The 19,555-nt window shown below is 72.4% G+C and carries 17 protein-coding genes and 1 pseudogene; 6 read left to right on the forward strand and 12 right to left on the reverse strand.

All coding sequences use genetic code 11. The features are described 5' to 3' along the window. A pseudogene (locus ABD339_RS30785) lies at nt 1-1,163 on the reverse strand (hypothetical protein); the annotation flags it as partial. A 194-nt stretch (nt 1,164-1,357) separates the two neighbouring features. Here ABD339_RS30785 and ABD339_RS30790 point away from each other — a divergent pair. From ABD339_RS30790 to ABD339_RS30800, 3 genes are all read left to right on the forward strand, one after another. Further along, nucleotides 1,358-2,134 carry a GOLPH3/VPS74 family protein gene (locus ABD339_RS30790; RefSeq protein WP_344570454.1) on the forward strand — a complete coding sequence of 259 codons (777 nt, stop codon included), beginning with the start codon at nt 1,358-1,360 and terminating at the stop codon, nt 2,132-2,134. A gap of 424 nt (nt 2,135-2,558) precedes the next feature. Continuing rightward, nucleotides 2,559-3,419, forward strand: a complete 861-nt coding sequence (locus tag ABD339_RS30795; RefSeq protein ID WP_344570455.1) for a helix-turn-helix domain-containing protein — start codon at nt 2,559-2,561, stop codon at nt 3,417-3,419. A 236-nt stretch (nt 3,420-3,655) separates the two neighbouring features. Then, the gene (locus ABD339_RS30800) at nt 3,656-3,850 is read left to right on the forward strand and encodes a DUF397 domain-containing protein (RefSeq protein WP_344570456.1); all 195 of its coding nucleotides are present in this window, start codon (nt 3,656-3,658) and stop codon (nt 3,848-3,850) included. Between the two features lie 175 nt (nt 3,851-4,025). Here the strand turns inward: ABD339_RS30800 and ABD339_RS30805 are convergent, their stop codons facing one another. After that, nucleotides 4,026-4,865 carry a hypothetical protein gene (locus tag ABD339_RS30805; RefSeq protein ID WP_344570457.1) on the reverse strand — a complete coding sequence of 280 codons (840 nt, stop codon included), beginning with the start codon at nt 4,863-4,865 and terminating at the stop codon, nt 4,026-4,028. 83 nt (nt 4,866-4,948) lie between these two features. Here ABD339_RS30805 and ABD339_RS30810 point away from each other — a divergent pair, with 83 nt between their 5' ends. Both ABD339_RS30810 and ABD339_RS30815 read left to right on the forward strand, forming a co-directional pair. After that, nucleotides 4,949-5,743 (forward strand): SDR family oxidoreductase, encoded by a 795-nt coding sequence (locus ABD339_RS30810; RefSeq protein WP_344570458.1) that lies wholly within the window; start codon nt 4,949-4,951, stop codon nt 5,741-5,743. Nucleotides 5,744-6,173: 430 nt separating this feature from the next. Further along, nucleotides 6,174-6,845 (forward strand): hypothetical protein, encoded by a 672-nt coding sequence (locus ABD339_RS30815; RefSeq protein ID WP_344570459.1) that lies wholly within the window; start codon nt 6,174-6,176, stop codon nt 6,843-6,845. A gap of 57 nt (nt 6,846-6,902) precedes the next feature. On the opposite strand, the gene ABD339_RS30820 is transcribed toward ABD339_RS30815, so the two are convergent. Continuing rightward, on the reverse strand, nt 6,903-7,811 hold the full coding sequence (locus ABD339_RS30820) for an NADP-dependent oxidoreductase (protein WP_344570460.1): 909 nt from the start codon (nt 7,809-7,811) through the stop codon (nt 6,903-6,905). A gap of 80 nt (nt 7,812-7,891) precedes the next feature. Here ABD339_RS30820 and ABD339_RS30825 point away from each other — a divergent pair, with 80 nt between their 5' ends. Continuing rightward, nucleotides 7,892-8,512, forward strand: a complete 621-nt coding sequence (locus ABD339_RS30825; RefSeq protein WP_344570461.1) for a TetR/AcrR family transcriptional regulator — start codon at nt 7,892-7,894, stop codon at nt 8,510-8,512. A gap of 108 nt (nt 8,513-8,620) precedes the next feature. Here ABD339_RS30825 and ABD339_RS30830 read toward each other — a convergent pair whose 3' ends face one another. The 9 genes from ABD339_RS30830 to ABD339_RS30870 form a co-directional block, all read right to left on the reverse strand. Next, a complete protein-coding gene (locus ABD339_RS30830) occupies nt 8,621-9,763 on the reverse strand; it encodes an ADP-ribosylglycohydrolase family protein (protein ID WP_344570462.1) in 1,143 nt (380 codons plus the stop codon). 225 nt (nt 9,764-9,988) lie between these two features. Further along, a complete protein-coding gene (locus tag ABD339_RS30835; protein ID WP_344570463.1) occupies nt 9,989-12,577 on the reverse strand; it encodes a bifunctional FO biosynthesis protein CofGH in 2,589 nt (862 codons plus the stop codon). Between the two features lie 181 nt (nt 12,578-12,758). Further along, nucleotides 12,759-13,706 (reverse strand): hypothetical protein, encoded by a 948-nt coding sequence (locus tag ABD339_RS30840; RefSeq protein WP_344570464.1) that lies wholly within the window; start codon nt 13,704-13,706, stop codon nt 12,759-12,761. A gap of 180 nt (nt 13,707-13,886) precedes the next feature. Next, nucleotides 13,887-14,714 (reverse strand): TIGR03619 family F420-dependent LLM class oxidoreductase, encoded by an 828-nt coding sequence (locus ABD339_RS30845; RefSeq protein ID WP_344570465.1) that lies wholly within the window; start codon nt 14,712-14,714, stop codon nt 13,887-13,889. Between the two features lie 101 nt (nt 14,715-14,815). Continuing rightward, nucleotides 14,816-16,171, reverse strand: coding sequence for a YrhB domain-containing protein (locus tag ABD339_RS30850; RefSeq protein WP_344570466.1), 1,356 nt, complete (start codon nt 16,169-16,171; stop codon nt 14,816-14,818). An 11-nt stretch (nt 16,172-16,182) separates the two neighbouring features. Continuing rightward, nucleotides 16,183-16,494 carry a YrhB domain-containing protein gene (locus ABD339_RS30855; protein ID WP_344570467.1) on the reverse strand — a complete coding sequence of 104 codons (312 nt, stop codon included), beginning with the start codon at nt 16,492-16,494 and terminating at the stop codon, nt 16,183-16,185. A 150-nt stretch (nt 16,495-16,644) separates the two neighbouring features. Further along, on the reverse strand, nt 16,645-18,327 hold the full coding sequence (locus tag ABD339_RS30860; RefSeq protein WP_344570468.1) for a putative T7SS-secreted protein: 1,683 nt from the start codon (nt 18,325-18,327) through the stop codon (nt 16,645-16,647). After that, a complete protein-coding gene (locus ABD339_RS30865; protein ID WP_344570469.1) occupies nt 18,327-19,010 on the reverse strand; it encodes a hypothetical protein in 684 nt (227 codons plus the stop codon). The genes ABD339_RS30860 and ABD339_RS30865 overlap by 1 nt, the downstream gene beginning before the upstream one ends. Continuing rightward, a complete protein-coding gene (locus ABD339_RS30870; protein ID WP_344570470.1) occupies nt 19,007-19,525 on the reverse strand; it encodes an SseB family protein in 519 nt (172 codons plus the stop codon). The genes ABD339_RS30865 and ABD339_RS30870 overlap by 4 nt, the downstream gene beginning before the upstream one ends. Between the last annotated feature and the right edge of the window lie 30 nt (nt 19,526-19,555).

A 19,555-nucleotide genomic window follows, 5' to 3' on the forward strand; every position in this document is an offset into this window, starting at 1 on the left:
TACGGTCCGGCGGGCGCGGGCCGCGCGGTGGGCGCCCCGGAGCCGGTGGCCGCGGCGGGCGCCGAGGGCGCGGAGGCCGCGGACATCGCGGAGGGCGGCAGCGATTTGGCCGGCGTACGGGGCTCGTCGGCCGACCTGAGCGGAACGAACTGGCTGGTCCGCTCCGCCTCCGATTCGGCGTGCCCGGCGCCTCCGGTGTTTCGGGCGCCTCCGGTGTTGCCGCTGCTTCCGGCAGGCCGGTCACCCGCGCCCTTCGCACCGGCCGCACCAGCAGTACCGGCCCCACCAGCAGCAGTAGCACCAGCAGCACCGGCCGCACCGACGGAGGCGGCGCCCGTTCCGGCCGAGGTGGCTGAACCCTTTCCTCCGCCGATTGCGGGCTTCCCGGGCGTCTTCGGCTTACCGCCCTGTTCGCCCGCAGGGGCGGCAGGCGGCGCGGGCTGCGTACGGAACACCGCCGTCGCCTGGTCCGCGGGGGGCGCTCCCGCGCCTCCCGCAGCCCCCGGGCCCGCCGCACCGCGCGGCTCGGCGTGCTGCTCCGCTTCCGGCTTCGCGCTCTGCTCCGCGTCCGCCTCGTCGCTGGCGCTCTTGGCGGAGCCGAAGAAGGCGGAGGTCAGCCGTTCGGCGCGCTCGGCAGCCGCTCGGTCGTCCTCGTTGCCCTGGCCGCCCCCGGGGTGGACGATCCCGAACATCGCGGTCGGAGCGTCGCCTCCGGATGCCTGGGCAGCCGCGTTCCCGGCCCGCTGCCCGGCTGCCGCGGCGCCCTCGGCGTCCGGCTTCTCCCCTACGGGAAGGCCGGAGGACGGGTCCGTGCCGGACTTCCCCGTGCCGTCGTCCGGGCCCGCGTCGCGCTCGTCCGGCGCGGCGCCGCCGTCTTCCGGGGGGTCGCCCGCGACCCAGGCGGCGACGGCGGACTTCAGCCGTGTGTCGCCCTCGTCGCCGGAGCCGGTACTCCCCGAGGTCCCCGCCTCGTCGGCGGGGGAAGCCGGGGAGGGGACCGTCGAGGACGTGTCGCCCTTCAACCGTTCGTTTTCGGCCGTCCCGTCAGGGCGTGCAACCTTGCCCGCGCTCTCCGTCGTCTCCCCCGACGACTTCTCCCGCTCCGACCTGTCGGGGGATTCGCCCGCCACCGATGCCTCCTGATGCTGCTCGCCGCTCGCCATACCAGTTAACAGTGTCCTGTGCACCGCGGCTGCCACCTGATGTGACAGCGCTCCTCCGGGTGGGCTGTTCGGCCTCCCCAAGCGGGCAGACGAGAACGACATACCTACTGGTTCCCGTCCATAAGGTCCGCGCACTCTCGACAGACCATTGTGAGAGGGGTCACCCTGTCATTCATCCACGCGGGGAGGCATGGATGGGCAGGAGCCGCAGAACAATTCCGGAGGAGCTTCTGCTGCTCGCCTTGGACCCGGCCACGGGCACCACGGCGCAGCCGCAGTCGCTTGACCTCGGCCTGGCCGGGGCCCAGCTAGTAGAGCTGGCTCTGGCAGGACGGATAGCCCCTGATGGGGATCGTATCGCCGTGGTGCTGCCACGGCCGACCGGAGATCCGACCCTGGACTCCGCATTGGAACTGCTGCGCAGGCGCGGCAGTCCGGTGCGCGCGGTCCACTGGATCGGCGGGCCTCGGCTGGGGCTTCGCCAAACCTATCTCACGCATCTGGAGCGCTGCGGCATGGTGCATGCCGTATCCGGCCAGATGTGCGGGGTATTGCCGACCACGCGCTACCAGGCGACGGAGACGGCCATCAGCCGGGAGATCAGGGCCCGGCTCGATTCGGCGATCCGCACGGGGGTCCCACCGGACCCGCGGACCGCGGCGCTCGCGGCGCTGGCCCACGCGGTCGGCCTCGGGAAGCACCTCTACCCGGGCAACGAGGGGCGCTCGTGCCGCTCTAGGCTCCGGGACCTGATCAGGCACGACCCGATGGGCGGTCTTGTCGCGCACGCGGTGATGGACGTGCAGAACGGTGCCGCGGCCCAGCCGCGGCGTGCGCAGGCCGGTGCGGCGCCCCCCTCGGGGCGTCCGGCGGCGCGGGCGACGGCGTCGTCCGTGGCGGGCACGGCCGGGCATGTGTCCGCGCCGGCGCGGCAGGTGGCGGGCGGAATGGTCCGTGCGGGAGCGCGCTGAGGCGCCCTCGTCCGGTCCGCCCGTACCCCTCACCCTTATGTGCCGGTGCTTCCGGGGTCGCTGCCGGTGTTCTGGCTGCTGCCGGGATCCTTCCCAGCGGTCTCACCGGCACCCGGCCGGGTGAGCGAAGCGCACCGGCACCCGGAAGAGGCACCGGCCGGGAAGAGCGCGAAGAGAAGGCCGAGAAGGCCGAGAAGAAGAGAAGACCGAGCCGAGCGAGCCGACGCACCGCGTCGGGAGCCGCGAGCGCACGGGGTGGTGTTCCGGCCGGAGAACGACGGCCGGAATGCCACCCCGCGCGTGCGCCGGTCCCGGGCTCCGCTGTACTCGGATCCGCACTCTCTGTTGCCATTTGCCAGCGCCAGGGGACAAGTTGGTGGCAACCTGCAAGAAGTAGTCGTACTTTACGCGGAGGTGCGGTCCCGTGGCGTCCAACGTCAATCCCACAGTCCGGCGGCGCCGGCTCGGCCAGGAGCTGCGCCGGCTGCGCGAGCAGCGGGGCATGACGGCCGAGGAGGTCGCGGACCGGCTGCTGGTCTCCCAGTCGAAGATCAGCAGGCTGGAGAACGGCAGACGCAGCATCAGCCAGCGCGATGTGCGCGATCTGTGCGGCGTCTACGAGGTCGAGGACCGGCGGGTGGTCGACTCCCTGATGCAGATGGCGAAGGAGTCGCGGCAGCAGGGCTGGTGGCACGCCTTCGGCGACATCCCCTACAGCGTCTACATCGGCCTGGAGACCGACGCGGCCTCGCTGCGGGTGTACGAACCCCAGGTCGTGCCGGGGCTGTTGCAGACCCGGCCGTACGCGGAGGCGGTGGTCGCGGGCGCGCTGCCGGAGGCCACGGCGGCGGACATCGAGCGCCGGGTGCAGGTGCGCGTACGGCGCCAGGACCGCATCCGCGAGACCCGCAACCCGCTGCGGCTGTGGGCGGTGCTGGACGAGTCGGTGCTGCGGCGCGAGGTGGGCGGCAAGCACACCATGGCCGAGCAGCTCGGATACCTCATCGAGATGTCCCAGCAGCCGCATGTGACGCTCCAGGTCATGCCGTTCTCCATGGGCGCGCACCCGGGGGTGAACGGGCAGTACGCCATCTTGGAGTTCCCGGACGCCTCGGACTCGACCGTCATCTACCTGGAGGGCGTCACCAGCGACCTCTATCTGGAGAAGGCGAACGACGTGCAGAACTACAGCGTCATGTACGAGCACTTGCGGGCTCAGGCGCTGAACCCGGACCAGACGCGGGAGTTCATCGAGAAGGTCGCCAAGGAATACGCCCGGGGCTGAGGCTCCCCGGGCCGGCGCTCCGGCGGGGCGGGGGCTGGCATGTGCCGGAGGGGGGTGCCCGGCGGGGGTGCCGAGCGCGGTTTCCAGCGGAGCCGGGGAGGCTACACCGCGCCCTACCGCAGTGTGAAGAGCTGTCTGGAATATGCCATCCGGTCGAGTGAACGACACCTTCGCGGCCCGAAACGGCCGCGTAACGTCGCTCGCACGTCATGACCGACCGGAACCCCGGAGCACACATGCCAATTCAGCAGGGCACGACCCGCAACTGGACCAAATCCAGCTACTCCACAGGAAACGGCGCCTGTGTAGAGGTGAAATCCCCCGTGGCGCGCGTGGTGGCCGTGCGCGACTCGAAGGACCCGGCACTCAGTGCGCTCAGCTTCCGGCCGGAGGCGTGGGCGGACTTCGTGACGCGCCTCGGCGGCCGGTGACCGTCGGCCTCTCCTCCCGTACGCCCCGCGCCCCCGCCTGACGCCCGGTCCGACCGACCCCGGCACCGAGCCGACCCACGCACCACCGGAGCCCTCTCGTCCCGGTCCGCCGCCCCGGCCGAGGGGGCTCGGTCCTGCCCCCTCGCATCCGTCCCTCGCATCCGCCTCCACGCGTTCAGCGCAGTTGGTCCACGTAGGTGTCGGTGCCCGGGATGGTCGGGATGAAGGGGGCCACGAAACGGGTGGCGCCCAGGCCGGATTCCGCCACCGCCTCCTCCAGGCCCGTGAAGCATGCCTCCCAGTGTTCGCGCGGGTCCTCCTGGAGGAACCAGAGCAGGGTCAGCCGGGTATCGACGCCCTCGACCTGCTTGACGTAGGTCATCCGGTCGCCCGGGAGCGGGGTGGGCCGGAAGACGGTGGCCATCGCGGCGGGGGAGTTCTTGAGGCGGGCGGGGAGGTGGGTGGTGCGCAGCCACTCCAGCAGTCCGGCGCGCGGCCCGGGGCCCTCGGCATCGACGACCTGGAGGACCAGGCCCCGGTAGGGGTGGTCGAGGGCGTGGTGGTCGCGGGGGCCGGCGGCGCCGTCGCGGTAGACGGTGGTCTCGTGGTCCTGGAAGCTCGTGAAGATGTGGGTGCGCTCCTGGTGGACGCGAGCGTCGCGGTTGAGGCGCTTGTTGATGGCCACGGTCCACTGCATGTGCTCCGCGTAGCGGCCCTCGGTGATCCAGTACGTGGACAGGTAGCAGCCCGCGGTGACCGGCTGGGCGACCGGGGACTGGGCCGGGTAGCGCAGCAGTTGGAGGTCCCTGGTCGCCACCCAGCGGCGGCCCGCGTACATCCAGGGCATGGCCATGGCGCCCGCGATGTAGTGGTCGTCCTCGTACCAGCGGTTGTACGCGTGCTCGTGGCCCGGGTGGGGTTCGACCATCGTGATCAGCGCGTGCCCCGGGCGCACTCCGTAGGGGCCTTCGGCGGCCAGCCGTGCGTAGGGCCCGGCCGATGTCTCCCGCGTCATCGTCTTCCTCCCTCGTCTCCGCTCCCCTACGGTGTATCTGACTGGGCGTCAGTTATCGAGAGTCGTGCGGGAGGCGATCCGTCGTGCTGCTTGCGGACAAGACCGTGGTGGTCTCGGGAGTGGGCGCGGGACTCGGACGCGAAGTGGCCGCCGCGTGCCTGCGGGAGGGCGCCCGCGTCGTGCTCGGTGCCCGTACGGAGGCGCACCTCGCCAAGTGCGCCGCGGAGCTCGACCCCGAGGGGCGGCGCAGCGCCTACCGCGCCGTCGATATCCGCGACGAGCGGCAGTGCGAGGCGCTGGCCGCGCTGGCGGTGGAGAGGTTCGGCGGGATCGACGCCGTGGTGCACGTCGCCGCGCTGGATACGGTGATGGGCGGGCTGGCCGATGCCGACCTGGCCGAGTGGCAGCAGGTGGTAGATGTCAACCTGCTGGGGACGCTGCGCATGACGCGCGCGTGCCTGCCCGCCCTCAAGGAAGCCGGGGCGCGCGGCGACGGCTCCGTCGTGATGATCGGCACCCAGTCCTCCGTCGCCGCGCCCTCCCAGCTCCAGCAGGCCGCCTACGCGGCGTCCAAGGGCGGCCTCGTCTCGGCGATGTACTCCCTGGCCCGCGAGCTGGGGCCGCACCGGGTGCGGGTCAACACTGTGCAGCCCGGGTGGATGTGGGGGCCGATGGTGGAGGGCTATGTGGCCTGGGCCGCCGATACGGAGGGCATCGGCCAAGGCGCGGTACGGGCCCGGCTGGACGAGCGGATGGCGCTGCCGGGCATGGCCTCCGACGGGGACGTGGCCGAGACCGTCGCCTTCTTCGCCTCCGAGCGGGCTAGGGGGATCACGGGGCAGTGCCTGCTGGTGAACGCGGGCGAAATCATGCGCTGACGCGGCGCGTTGCCCGCTCTCGCGGGCTTGGCGGTCCGGGCCCGGCGGCGTCCAGGCGCCGGAGCCGCCGGGCCGGCCGCCGTCGTCGGACCGTCACCGCCTTGACCGGTGACGCCGCAGGGCCACGCACTCGCAGCCCGGCGCCGCCCGGGCCCCGGAGCCCCAGACCCGCCCCCTCGAACCGTCACCCCCTTGACCGGTGACGCGGCAGCGAGGCGCGGTGCCGCGGGCGGAGTCCGGTGAGGGCCACGGCTCTTCCGTGCGCGTCCCGTGTGCGAATGCCATCAAGAAGGCAGCGAAAGGTATATGGGCCACGTCAATGGCGGCTCGGTGGGGGCTTCACGTTGTTTTCATAAATGGCCGAGGACGGCAAAAAATCCGCCGTCCTGCCGTGCTCCGGTGCTTGAGCGGAACCAAGGAGCGGAAAACCGTGAACGAGCCCACGAATGCCTCCTTCTCCAGGCGCACCCTCGAAGCCGGCCTGGAAGGACTTCCCCTGATCGTCCAGGGGATCGGCACCATGACGAAGAGCCTCAAGGCATACGGCGCCGGGGTGGCTCTGAACGGCCTGGTGGGGCTGAAGCAAACCGTCGATGAATCCCAGCGGTTTCTCGAAATCTACTGGCACCCGGATCAGATCAACCCGAAGCCCAACTATTTCCGCCTGGGCAGCGGTCTCCTCAACGTGGCCGGAGCGGCAGCGTACGGCGCGTCCAGTACGGGTTTGCTGAGCGCGTACGTCGGAGGGGCCGGTGCGATAGCGCAGGGAATCTCGTACTACTCCACTCAACTCCTTCCGCAGGACGCGGGAATGTACTATCCCGCGCTGCCTTCGCACGGCCCGGCTCCCAGCACTCCCGCCACTCCGGCGCCTTCCCCCGACCGCCCGGTGACGCCTGACCCGCCGTCCCCGAACGCCGCGATAGCCCAGGCGGCCCGAGCCCATCTCCCCGCGCGGGACGGTGCGGAATCCGTACGCGGGCGAGAAGCCGGCGAGCGGCGCGCCGATTCCCCACGGCCGGGCGTTCCCTACAGCCGTCCCGCGTCTGTCGTCAGTAGGGCGACGGCGTCGCAGCGCAGCCGCTCGCCCCTGGGGAGGTGACGCGCCTGCCGGGCCGCGCTCGCCGGGCTGTCCGGGCCGTCCGGGCCGGGAGCCGGGTCAGACGACCAGGACCCGGCGTCCGCGGGTGTGACCGGCCTGGCTGTCGGCGTGCGCGGCTGCGGCCTCGGCGAGCGGATACGACTTCTCGACGGGGATGTGGAGTCTTCCGCGCGCGATGAGACCGGCGGCCTCGGCGAGCGCCTTCGTCTTGTCCCCGGAGACGGCGGAGAACCGGGCACCGTACTCCGGCGCCGTGAGGTCGGCGATGGTGATCACCTTCCCCGGATCCCCGGTCAGTTCGACGAGTTCACGGATGACGCCCGAGCCGGCCAGGTCGAGCGCCGCGTGGACCCGGCCGAACTGCCGCACCCGTTCGACCCAGCCCTCCCCGTACGTCGTGGCCAGGGCGCCCAGGTCACGCAGGTAGTCCTGGTTCGCGGCCCCGGCCGTGCCGATCACCGCGATACCGCGTTCGCGGGCGATCTGGAGCACCGCCGATCCGACTCCCCCGGACGCGCCGCTGACCAGCAGCGTCTGCCCGGGCTCCACACCGGACTCGCGGATGATGCGCAACGCGGTCTCCACCACGGAGGGGTATCCGGCCGCCTCTTCGAACGTCAGGCCCTCGGGCATCCGGGCCCAGAACCACAGCACCGCGAACTCGGCGTACGTTTCCGCCCCTCTGCCGAACACGAGGTCGCCGGCCCGGACCCCTTCGACACCCTCGCCGACCTCGTCCACCACCCCGGCGGCGTCCTGTCCGATCCCGGCGGGCAGTTCGAGCGGCTTGTGCGAGGTACGGCTCTCCTTCTGGAACTGGCCTTCACGGATCCTCCAGTCAATGGGGTTCACACCCGCCGTCCGCACCGCGACGCGTATCTGACCCGGGCCCGCGTGGGGCTCCTCGGCGTCCACGAGGCGCAGCACGTCCGGGCCGCCGAACTCGGCGAAGCTCACTTTCTTCATGGGAGCGACCGTAGCACTAACAGTTAGTTTATCGAAACGGTTAGGGTTTCGTACTTGGTAGTGCTTGGTAGCCTGCGGGCATGACCGTGCCGACCGGACGCCGTGAGCGCAAGAAGGCCGCGACCCGCCAGAAGATCGCGGAGACCGCCATGCGGCTCTTCCTGGAACGCGGGTATGACGCGGTGGGCATCCGTGACGTGGCCGCCGAGGCCGATGTGGCCGTCACCACGCTCTTCTCCCACTTCGCCGCCAAAGAGGCGCTGGTGTTCGAGCAGGACGAGGGCTTCGAGCAGCGCCTCGCGCAGGCGGTCACCGACCGCGCCCCGCACGAGCCGCTGATCCCCGCACTGCGCCGCGAGATCCACGCCCTGGTGCGCCACTGCACGGCGGACAGCGCGGCACCGGTCTGGAGGATGATCGACGCGTCACCGGCCCTGCGGGAGTACGAGGAGTCGATGAGACTGCGGCACGCGGAGACGCTGGGAGCGGCCATCGCCGCCGACCCCGGCCTGGCACCCACCCCGATCGCCGCCCGGACGATCGCGAGGTTCGTGATCGACGCCTATGCGCTGGCCCGCGAGGCGCCCGATCCGCAGGCCGCGGTGGACGAGATCTTCCAGATGATCGAGTCGGCCTGGCAGGTCACCCGCCGCCCCGGCGACCACGACCACGACCGCGACAGCGACCGCGACCGCGCCTGACGGGCCGACGGGGCTGTCGGCCGCCCGCCCGACGCAGCACGCCCACCCGACGCAGCACGCCCTCCCGACGCAGCACGCCCACCCGACGCAGCACGCCCTCCCGGCTGATCAGGCGCGCGGGTAGCGGGCCAGCCAGGCCGGGGAGGCGGCCCCGGGGCCGTGGAGCGCCGGGCCCTGGGTCATCTCCATCGCGAAGTCGTCGGCGAGTTCGAGAATCGTGGCGCGGCCCTCGACCTCCGCGACCCAGCCGGGCGGGAGCGCGGTCTCCCCGTGGATGGCGCCCAGCAGGTTGCCGCAGATGGAGCCGGTCGAGTCGCTGTCGCCGCCGTGGTTGACCGCCAGCAGCAGGCCATGGCGTACGTCCTCGGCGACCAGCGCGCAGTACACGCCGATGGAGAGGGCCTCCTCCGCCGTCCAGCCCTCACCGAGCGCGGCGACCCGCTCGGGCGAGGGCATGCCCTGGCGGACCGCGCCGAGCGCCTGCTTGAGCGCCTCGGTCGTCTCCTCGTGCCCGGGGCGGGCCGCCAGCTGGACCAGGGCGCGCTGGACGGCGGTGTCCAGACCCTCGCCGCGGGCCAGCGCGTGCGTGATCGCGGCGAACGCGCCCGCCGCGAGGTAGCCCGTGGGGTGACCGTGGGTCTGGGCCGCGCACTCGACGGCGAGTTGGAAGACCAACTGCGGCTCCCAGCCGACCAGCAGCCCGAAGGGCGCGGACCGCATGACGGTGCCGCACCCCTTGGACTGGGCGTTCTTCGGCTTGTCGAGCGTGCCCATGCGCTCGTCGGCCAGGCCGCTGAGGCAGGCGTTGCCGGGGGCGCGACGGGAGTAGAGCCACTCCTCGCGGGCCAGCCAGCCGTCCGTCTCGCGGCGCTCGTCGGGGCCCCAGTCGCGCTGGGTGGCCGCCCAGCGGCGGTAGGCGGCGTGCACGTCGGTGGGCGGGTGCCAGGCGCCGGTGTCACGGCGCACATGTGCGCGGATGAGGCCGTCCACGGTGAAGAGCGTCATCTGGGTGTCGTCGGTGATCGCGCCCCGCCGCCCGTAAGCGGACACGTAGTCGGTCACGCCCTGCTGACCGCACTTGTCGCGGATCTGCGCGAGGGAGTCGAACTCCACGCCCGCGCCCAGCGCGTCCCCGATCGCGCCGCCCAGCAGGCATCCGCGCACTCTGCTGCGGAAGTCCTGCTGCTCGGCCCGGCCCCATATGGCCGTGGCGGCGGCGCTGCCGCCCGCACCACCCGAAGCTGCTGCCACGTCTCCGCGCCCTCCCGACTCCCCGCGCCACTCCCGTACCGCGCTCCCCCGCCCTTCCGGCGCAGCACTCTAATGGACCCGCCCCGGATCGGTCAGAGGGGGAATCCGCCAGGCCCTGCCCAGGGCCCCGGACCGGCGGCGGACCGGCCCCGGACCGGCGGCGGACCGTGCCACCCGCCACGCGGATGCGGCCCGCCGCCGGGCACCGGGCGCGAAGGCGGCCTCTCACACCAGTGGCAGCAGCTCCGGGAGGTGGCCGTCGGAGGCCGTGGCCGCGCGGAGGCGCTCCTCGGGGACCTGGCCGTAGGAGGTCGTACGGGCCCGGGACGGGCGCCCGGCGGCCTCGGCGATGGCCTGGAGGTCCTTGATGGAGCGGTAGGAGCCGTAAGAGGAGCCCGCCATGCGGGAGATGGTCTCCTCCATCAGGGTGCCGCCCAGGTCGTTGGCACCGGAGCGGAGCATCTCGGCGGCGCCCTCGGTACCCAGTTTGACCCAGCTCGTCTGGATGTTGGGCACCCAGGGGTGGAGCAGCAGCCGGGCCATGGCCGTGACCGCGCGGTTGTCGCGGGTGCTGGGGCCGGGGCGGGCGATGCCGGCGAGGTAGACGGGGGCGTTGGTGTGGATGAAGGGAAGGGTCACGAACTCCGTGAAGCCGCGCAGGCCCTTCTCCCGCGCCGAACGCTGGATGCCGGCCAGCAGCCGCAGGTGGCCCAGCCAGTGGCGGGGCTGATCGACATGGCCGTACATCATCGTGGACGTCGTGCCCAGACCGACCTCGTGCGCGGTCTTGATCACCTCGACCCAGGTGGCGGCCGGCAGCTTGCCCTTGGTGAGGACCCAGCGGACCTCGTCGTCCAGGATCTCCGCCGCCGTGCCCGGGATGGAGTCGAGCCCCGCCTCCTTGGCGGTGGTCAGCCACTCCCGGATCGACATCCCGGTGCGGGTGGCGCCGTTGACGACCTCCATCGGGGAGAAGGCGTGCACATGGATGCCGGGGACCCGCTCCTTGACCGCGCGCGCGATGTCGAAGTAGGCGGTGCCGGGCAGGTCGGGGTGGATGCCGCCTTGCATGCACACCTCCACGGCGCCCACCTCCCACGCCTGCTGGGCGCGGTCGGCGACCTGCTCCAGGGAGAGGGTGAAGGCGTCGGCGTCGGTGCGGCGCTGCGCGAAGGCGCAGAACCGGCAGCCGGTGTAGCAGACGTTGGTGAAGTTGATGTTGCGGGTGACGATGTACGTGACGTCGTCGCCGACCGCGTCCCGGCGCACGTCGTCCGCCGTCCGGCACAACGCGTCCAGCGCCGGGCCGTCCGCGTGCAGCAGCGCGAGCGCCTGCTCGTCGGTGAGCTTGGTCGGGTCGGCGGCGGCCTGGGTCAGGGCCCCGCGCACATCGGAGTCCACGCGCTCGGGCGCCATGCCGGGCGCGGCCCGCTCGCGCAGCTCCGCCCAGTCCCCGTAGACCTCGTCGAAGTCCTCGCGGCGGTCGGCGGTGCGGCCCTCGGTGTCGATGGTGCGGTGCAGATCGGTGCGCCCACTGGGGACGAAGCCCTCGTCGGGCTCCTGCCAGGGGCGGCCCTCGACGGTGGCGTCCGCGCGTGCCATACCGGTGTCCGGGTCGGCCAGCGCGCGCACATGCGGCAGGACGCGCGGGTCCAGCCAGGGCTCGCCGCGCCGGATGAACTCCGGGTAGACGGTGAGCCGTTCGCGCAGCTCGAAACCGGCCGCACGGGTCTTCTCGGCGAGGTCGTCGATCTGCGGCCAGGGCCGCTCGGGGTTGACGTGGTCGGGGGTGAGCGGGGAGACGCCGCCCCAGTCGTCGATGCCGGCGCCGATCATGCGCGCGTACTCCGCGTCCACCAGGTTCGGCGGCGCCTGCACGCGCGCCGACGGGCCCAGGATGAGCCGGGTGACGGCGATGCAGGCCGCCAGCTCCTCCAGTTCGGCGTCGGGCATGCCGCGCATGGCCGTATCCGGCTTGGCGCGGAAGTTCTGCACGATGACTTCCTGGATGCCGTGGTAGGCGCGCTGCACCCGGCGCAGCGCGAACACGGCGTCGGCACGCTCCTCGTACGTCTCCCCGATGCCGATGAGGACGCCGGTGGTGAACGGCACGTTCGAGCGCCCCGCGTCCTCCAGGACCCGCAGCCGCACGGCCGGCTCCTTGTCGGGCGAGCCGTAGTGGGGGCCGCCCTTCTCCGACCACAGGCGGGTCGCCGTGGTCTCCAGCATCATGCCCATGGACGGCGAGACGGGCTTGAGCCGCTGGAAGTCCGTCCAGCTGAGCACCCCGGGGTTGAGGTGCGGGAGGAGACCGGTCTCCTCCAGGACGCGGATCGCCATCGCGCGCACATAGGCGAGGGTGTCGTCGTAGCCGTGGGACTCCAGCCACTCGCGGGCCTCCGGCCAGCGGTCCTCGGGCCGGTCGCCGAGCGTGAACAGGGCCTCCTTGCAGCCCATCTCGGCGCCGCGCCGCGCGATGTCCAGCACCTCATCGGGCGACAGGAACATCCCGTGCCCCTCGGCGCGGAGCTTGCCGGGCACGGTGACGAAGGTGCAGTAGTGGCACTTGTCGCGGCACAGCCGCGTGAGAGGGATGAAGACCTTGCGGGAGTAGGTGATGACGCCCGGCCGCCCCTCGGCCTCCAGCCCGGCGTCCCGGACGCGGGCCGCGGAGGCGGTGAGGTCGGCGAGATCGTCGCCCCTCGCCTGGAGGAGGACGGCCGCTTCGGTGCTGTCGAGGGCCACGCCGTCACGGGCCCGCTTGAGCGCCCTGCGCATCGCGTTGGCCGTCGGCGCCTGTCCGTGTGAGGTCATCCATCGAGCGTAGCGCCGCGGGGCGGCATTTCCGCAGGCCCGGGGCGTGTGATCCGGCCCCTCCCGGGAAGTGGACCCGGCCGGGCCGGGGCGGGGTCTCAACCGAGCCAGTTGCTCCGAAGCCACCGCCGGCCGACCACGGACGCGACCCGCTTCGCCCCGGTCCGCCGTCCCTTGTCCGTCACCTGCCGGACCGGGCGCGTCGCGCCCTCGATCGGATACGCGCCTGCGACCTCACAGGCCCGGGGGACGTGGGCGCCGATGCGTCCGGGAAAGCGGGCGGGGCGGCATCGTGCCCGCGCCCCGGCGACGTGTGGTGTGCGGCCGTGCCGAGCGGATTGCCCGCGACGGCGCCCTGCTCCGACGGGACTCCCCACGCGGTGGGCGGCCAGGGGGCGCCGGGCCGCAGCACCACGCCGTTCACGTGCCGGCTTTTGGCGTTGCGGGTGAGGCTTATATCCGCCCGAGGGATGCGGTGCTTGTCCGCGAAACGGTCCACGTCTCCGGACCTCAGATGGCGAACCACAGTCTCCTGGGCAAACCCGGCGACTACTTTCCCGTTGGGGGCCGGGCGTTGATGCAGCGGCAGGGAATCCCAGCGCTGGTACGTCTCGACCGTGTTCGGATCCCGCTTCTCCATGAGTGCGACGACTTCCAGAACTTCCGGGATGAGGTGCGTCGGCGTTCTGTATCTTTCGGGTTGCCACCGCCTCCCGTCCCCTTCCTGAACCCCCACCACTCGGCCTTCACTGTCGCGGTTCAGTTCCAGCGTCTCCAAGGGGATTCCGTGAGCTGTCTCAAAAGCTCTGAGATCCCCCTCATTGACGGTGTACTCGTACTTCTTCCGCGCGTGCCCGGCGACGACTCCCAGGCTCGGGAGAGGCCGCAGGTCCGACCGCGTCCTGTCCCACGCGTCGTACGCCGCTTCGGTCGTCAGTGGCGGAGGGGGAGCATGCTCGGCGGCCGGTGGCGGGTCGTACCGGGACTGCTGGTCATGGCCGCTCTGCTCCAGCGGCTGCCTCAGGAAGTTCGGACCGGCGCCCGGAGACGGTGTCCTCAGCCACTCCGGCGACACCTCAGCGTACTCGTCGGCGGCCACCCACCACTGTTCTGGAGCGGTCTCGGACATGTCACTCTCCTGCCCCTGGGCAACAGCGAGCCTTCGCCCCCACCACGCGCCCACTCACTGCTTGGTTCAACGCCCAACCACCGTGGCACCCACGGGAGACCGCCCCTCCGCCCCGGCAGGCCGCGATCGGGCCACAGACGCTCGCGGGCAAGTCCGCCCAACGGGCCCGCCCGGGGCCGGTCAGAGATAGCGCGCGTACTCGTCCAAGGCGCGCAGGACCTCGTCCTGCGGGCCGGAGGGGAGTTGGAGGACGACCTCTTCGACGCCCAGGCCGCGGTAGTGGTCGAGCTTGCCCGGGGAGGGGACGACGAAGCTGGGGACGAGGACCGGGGCGCCCTTGCGGCCCGCCGCCTCCCAGGCGCGGTGCAGGGCGGGCAGCGTCTGGGACAGGCCGGCGCCGCCGACGGGCAGCCAGCCGTCGGCGTACTCCGCGATGTGCGCGAAGAGCGTGGGGCCCGCGGCGCCGCCCAGCAGGACGCGCGGGCCGCCGGGGCGCACCGGTTTGGGGTGGGCGTGGGAGGCGCTGACGGAGGCGAACTCGCCCTCGTAGGCCGTGGGTTCCGGCGCCCACAGCGCGCGCAGCACCGCGATCCGGTCCCGTACCAGCGCGCGGCGGGTGCGCCATTCCACGCCGTGGTCGGCGGCCTCCTCGACGTTCCAGCCGTAGCCCACGCCCAGGGTGAAGCGGCCCTGGGACATCCAGTCGAGGGTCGCCGCCTGCTTGGCCAGCACGATCGGGTCGTGCTGGGCGACGAGCGCGATGCTGGTGCCCAGCGCCAGCTCCTCGGTGACGGTCGCGGCGGCGGCCAGCCCTACGAACGGGTCGATGGTGCGCCCGTAGGGGCGGGGCAGCGGTTCGCCCATCGGCGCCGGGGTCCGCCTGCTGACGGGGATATGAGTGTGCTCGGGCAGGTACAGGCCGCCGAATCCGCGTGCCTCCAGTTCGCGGGCCAGCCGGGCGGGCCGGATCGTCTCGTCGGTCAGGAAGGTGGTCGTCGAGATCCGCATTCCGTCACTGTGCCCGCGCCGAAGGGTGAACTCCAGGCCCGGCAGCGCACTTTCGGCCCCTCGTGTGCGCCGCCCCGCGCGGGGCGGGGCCCGGCGCCGCGTCAGCGGTACCGGATCAGGCGGAAGCCGCTGGCCGCGAGGGCGTTGAGGTCGGTGACCGGGGCCGCCGAGCCGTCCACGATGCCGGTCCTGCCCTCCGGGGTGCGGAACGCGTTCAGCACGAGCCCCACCGACTCGCGGCCCCGGTGGTCCACTCGGCGCACCCAGATCAGGGCGCGGGCACCCGGCGGCAGCCCGGCCAACTCGTCCAGCAGATCGGCGAGTTCGGTGTGCGCGGAGACCGCGGGCGTACCGGCGCCGAGTTCCGCCAGGGTGGCCGGGAGCCAGGCGGCGGCTCCGGGGCGGGGCGGGAGCGGCAGGGTGCCGTCGCCCGGTTCGGCGCCCTTGTCCCAGGCGTCGAGCCAGTGCCAGGGCAGGGAGTTGGGCAGGCCGAAGGGTACGGATTCGTCCTTGGGCACCACGAGGGCGGCGTCGAGCATGCCCCGCGACCAGTCGCCGCCGTTCAACCGGGCCTTGGTCTCGCAGGCGAACAGCCAGCCGCGTCCGCGCTCGTCGGCCGGGTCGGGGTCCACGAGTTCCAGCGGCTCCTGGTAGGTGTGCGCCAGCCAGGTCTCGGCTTTGACGACGGCCGCGGTGAAGTCGGGGGCCGGGCGCCGCCAGGGCGGCTTGGGCGGCGGGGGCGCGGCGCCGGGCTCCGGCCGCAGGCGCGCGAGTTTCAGTTTGCGCAGGCCCCGTGTCTCCAGCTGTGCGAGTCCGCCCGTCATGCCGTCGAGGTAGACGACCTGGCCGTCCTTTTCGGTGACGTGGACGTGGACGAGGTGTCCGGATACCTCCACGCCGCCGGCCTCCCGCCGGATCCACACCACGCCCCGGGTGCCGGGGCCCGTCTCGTGCATCGCGCCGGTCACCTCGTCCCAGCTGCCGCAGGTCAGCCGTTCGGCGCCGGGGAAGTAGCGGCGCAGCAGGAGGTCCCACCAGCCGGGCGCCTCGTGGGCCGGCGACCAGGGCAGGGGCACGGCGGGTGTACCGGCCAGGCCGCCGCCGACCGCGACGACACAGCCTCGCGCGTTGAGCCGCCGCGCCTGCTGGTCGGGGGTGCGCGGGGTGCGCGTGCGGCCGAAGTCCGCGAGGTCGGCCCACAGGTCGTTCGAGGCCGGGTGGAAGGGCGTGCTGCCGTCCTTGGGGACGGCGACGGACGCGGCGAGCATCGGGGTGGCGGGATAGCCCGGCTGGGGCACGGTCCGGCAGGCGAACAGCCAGGTGGTGGCGTCCTCGGCGACGGGTTCGGGGACGGTCAGCTCGACCAGGCCGCCGTAGGTGGCACGCAGCCAGCCCAGCGCCTGGCCACGGGGATCGGACCCGGGCACGGACGAGGAAGAGGAAGAGGACGGCGGCATGGGCATGAGCCTCAGGCCCCGGCCGGAGGCTGCTGCCGCTCCGGGGCGGCGGCGAGCGTGGCGACGTACTCCGCCACCGGCAGGTACGTCGGCGGCAGGTGCGGGGCCGCGCCGTCCTTGGGCACGATGACGACCCGGGTGAAGGGGGCCTTCATCTCGTCGCCGGTGTCCAGGTGTTCCTGCGAGTCGAACCTGATGGCCCAGGCCGCGTCGTACTCCCGGGTCAGCTCGGGCTGCATGACGAGGGTGAACTGCGCCTCGTACGGCAGGGTCCGCAGGTAGGCGCGGGCGGCTTCGAGGGCGTCTTCGTGCGAGAGCGTCATGTTTGTGTTTCCGGGGTGCTGGGCGGGGGCTGGACATCGGACAGGCTGGCTGCGCGGCGATCGTCGCCGATGGTGCTGTGACCGTCACCGGTCTGGCCGGTGACGGTCATCACCGGTCTGGCCGGTGACGGTCATCGATCGCGGGGGTGATCATCCTCGATACGGCATGTATCCGATGCGTATCACGTCTTGTTCGAGTCTGGCGAGGTTGCCGGTGGCGCCGTCCAGGAAGGTCACGCCGTGCGGGGTGTTCACGACGTTGAACAGGTGGCCGGTGCCGTCGGCCCGGCGGATGCTGACGGCGCCGCGCGCGTCGGGGCCGCGCTCACCCATGTCCTTGATGATGTCGTCGTAGCTGTTCATGTAGTACTTGAAACCGTCGGGGTGGCCGCTGCGCAGGGCGGTGTTGGGCATGTCGCCGCCGCCGTGCAGCGGGGCGGCGGACACCTCGTGGCCGTCCAGCCGCCGGTCCACGGTGACCGTGGCGTTGGGGCAGTTGTGGGTGTAGCCGTACTCCCCCGTGTTGTTCAGGTCCTTCATCCAGGGGAACTCCTCGTCGAGGAACTCCCGGGCCCGGCCCGGCTCCACGGCGTCGGCGTGGATGGCCGGGTGCTTGGTGTCGGGCGTGGACTTCGCCAGGTCGCTCCAGTCCTTCCCGGCCCCCGCCGCGTCCCGCGCCCCCGTCCTGGCAGCCGACTCGGCGCCCTCCCTGGCCGCCCCGTACGCGGCCGTCCCGGCGCCCTCCTTCGCGGCCACCCGCAGCCCGGTACGGAGGGTGCCGAGGCCCTTGGTGCCGATCAGTTCGGGGATGAGGCGGCCCGCCCCCTCGCTGGGGTCGTTCTTGAAGGTCGCGAGCAGCCCCTGCGGAATGCGCTCCGGGTGCGCCGCGGTGGACACCAGACCGGCGAGGGTCATGTTCACGTTCTGGACGTAGGCGGCCGGGTGCGTGAGGTTGTAGACGTCCATCGGGTTGAGGCCGCGGGCGAAGGTGACGATGCCCGCGGCGCCCTTGACCACGCCGCCCGCGACGTGGGTCAGCTCGATGGCGCCCGCGCCCATGCCGTCGAGGTAGGTGGCCGCGGCACGCTTGAGCGGGGGCGGCTCCTTGGGCGCGTGGGCGAGCGCCGCGCGCACGGACTTCGCCGCGCTGCCGGCCGCCTCGTTGCGCTGTCGCCGGGCGCGGCCCAGGATCTCCTTGGCCAGGTCGCGGTGTGCCGTGCCCGGGTCGGTCTCCGGCGGGGGATCCTCCTTGGCGGCCTTGTCGGAGGCGGCATTGCCCTTCTTGTACTTGGCGACGGCCTCTTTCGCCTGGTCCTGGGCCCACTTGACGGTGTCGGCGTAGGACTCCAGCGCGTCCGCGGCCTTCTCGCACGCGTCGGCGGCGCGTGCCCAGCGCACCGGATGCATGGGGAACTTCTCGCGGAAGGTCTTGGCGGCCTCGCCCTTCCAGTGCGAGGAGTCCAGCTGGCGCATGCCCTTGCCGACCCGTTCGAAGGCGTGCTGGAAGTCGCGCAGATGCTTCGCGGAGGAGCGGATGTCCGAAGGGGAGCCGTGTACCAGCTCGTCGGCCTCCTCCGTCTGGCCGAGCTGCTGTTCGCTGACGGTGGCGCCCAGCGAGGAGGCGGTCTCATCGCCCCAGTCCTCGACCGCGTCGGCGGCGCCCTCCGCGCCGATCTTGTCCAGCCCCCGGCCGGTCCAGTCCGTGGCCCAGTCAACGCCTTCGCCGAGACCCTTCTTGCCCTTCTCCCACCCGTCCTCGACGGCCCCGAGCCCCTTGTCGGCCAGGGACTTTCCGCCGTCGACGAGGTCACCGAAGGTGTCCGTGAGCCCCATCAGCGCGCCCCCTCAGCCGGTGCGGAAGCGGACTGCTGCTGGGCGGCGGCCTGCTGCTGGGCGGCGGCCTGCTGCTCCTCGGGGGTGGGGCCGAGTACGGGCCGGAGCTTGTCGTTCAGGTCGTCGCGCAGCCCCGCCCCGTCGATGATCTGCGACCCGACACCGGATGCCGTGCTCACGTCCCAGGCGGTGTTCTTCCACGCCTGGAGGCTGTTGTCCCCCGCGCGCCGGAAGGAGTCCATGCTGTAGTCGGCGTCCCGTACCTGGGTGTAAGGGTTGTCGGAGAGCACCTCGCCCCAGTCCTTGCGGGTGATCTCCTCCTCGGAGGCGTACGGGTTGCCGATCCCGGCGTTCACCGCCACCTTGAAGGTGCCCTGGATGTACTGGTCCTGCTCGTGCACCACGCCCGCCGAGAGGCCGACCGCCTCCGCGAACTCGTTGCCCTCCTGCACCAGGGCGCGTACGCCCCACTCCCAGCGGTCGCAGAAGTCGCCGAACGCCGAGGTCAGGCCCTCGTGCCCCAGCTGCATGCCGGTCAGGGACACCTCGGAGAACCCCCGGCCCATGCCGGCCTCGCCGACCATGCCGAGTTCCTTCAGCTCCCCCAGCGCGCCGTTGATGCCCTTCGTGATGAGCGCCAGCGCGTCCTTGGGCGCCGCGAGATCCGGCTCCTTGCCGCTCATGCCCGCCCCTCGCGCCGCTCGCCCGCGTACGCAGCCCCGGCGTTGGCGTACGCCGTCCCGGTGGCCGCGTACGCCTCGGCTGTCGCGCGGTCCGGCACGATGCCCGCCACCGGAGGCAGTACGGTGCCGTGCTCGCCTGCCGCGTCCAGGGCCACCCCGCACGGCCCGGGAACGGCCGGTACGACGGAGTCCAGCAGGTGCGAGCCCAGAATCCGGCGGTACTCGCGCTCGCCCCCCTCGTGCCGGGTGAGCAGGAAGCGGGACAGCTCCTCCTCGTCGGAGAACGCCATGATCCAGCGGATGCCGCCCAGTTCGGCCGACCACAGCCCGCCCGCGTCATCGAGCGGCACCAGCACGGCAGTGGCCCGGAACTCCCGCAAAAACGCCTGGAAGCGCCGCCCCGCGTCCTCGGCCTCCTGAGAGGCCCGCTCCTCAGCGAGCACCAATTCGGTCAGCCGCACCGTGCATCCCTCCCCGTACTCCCCCGACTCCGCCCCCTCGCGAACCTTCCGCATGCTGGCACCACCTCGAACACGTGCGCAAGC

Origin of the sequence: Streptomyces axinellae, assembly GCF_039532135.1 — a bacterium.
GTDB classification, from domain to species: domain Bacteria; phylum Actinomycetota; class Actinomycetes; order Streptomycetales; family Streptomycetaceae; genus Streptomyces; species Streptomyces axinellae.

Coding starts and splice junctions, on each gene's coding strand:
- ABD339_RS30855 (WP_344570467.1), bottom strand. CDS start 16,494: ATGACGCTCTCGCACGAAGACGCCCTCGAAGCCGCCCGCGCCTACCTG.
- ABD339_RS30805 (WP_344570457.1), bottom strand. CDS start 4,865: ATGACGCGGGAGACATCGGCCGGGCCCTACGCACGGCTGGCCGCCGAA.
- ABD339_RS30870 (WP_344570470.1), bottom strand. CDS start 19,525: ATGCGGAAGGTTCGCGAGGGGGCGGAGTCGGGGGAGTACGGGGAGGGA.
- ABD339_RS30865 (WP_344570469.1), bottom strand. CDS start 19,010: ATGAGCGGCAAGGAGCCGGATCTCGCGGCGCCCAAGGACGCGCTGGCG.
- ABD339_RS30800 (WP_344570456.1), top strand. CDS start 3,656: ATGCCAATTCAGCAGGGCACGACCCGCAACTGGACCAAATCCAGCTAC.
- ABD339_RS30825 (WP_344570461.1), top strand. CDS start 7,892: ATGACCGTGCCGACCGGACGCCGTGAGCGCAAGAAGGCCGCGACCCGC.
- ABD339_RS30860 (WP_344570468.1), bottom strand. CDS start 18,327: ATGGGGCTCACGGACACCTTCGGTGACCTCGTCGACGGCGGAAAGTCC.
- ABD339_RS30840 (WP_344570464.1), bottom strand. CDS start 13,706: ATGTCCGAGACCGCTCCAGAACAGTGGTGGGTGGCCGCCGACGAGTAC.
- ABD339_RS30790 (WP_344570454.1), top strand. CDS start 1,358: ATGGGCAGGAGCCGCAGAACAATTCCGGAGGAGCTTCTGCTGCTCGCC.
- ABD339_RS30850 (WP_344570466.1), bottom strand. CDS start 16,171: ATGCCGCCGTCCTCTTCCTCTTCCTCGTCCGTGCCCGGGTCCGATCCC.
- ABD339_RS30845 (WP_344570465.1), bottom strand. CDS start 14,714: ATGCGGATCTCGACGACCACCTTCCTGACCGACGAGACGATCCGGCCC.
- ABD339_RS30835 (WP_344570463.1), bottom strand. CDS start 12,577: ATGACCTCACACGGACAGGCGCCGACGGCCAACGCGATGCGCAGGGCG.
- ABD339_RS30820 (WP_344570460.1), bottom strand. CDS start 7,811: ATGAAGAAAGTGAGCTTCGCCGAGTTCGGCGGCCCGGACGTGCTGCGC.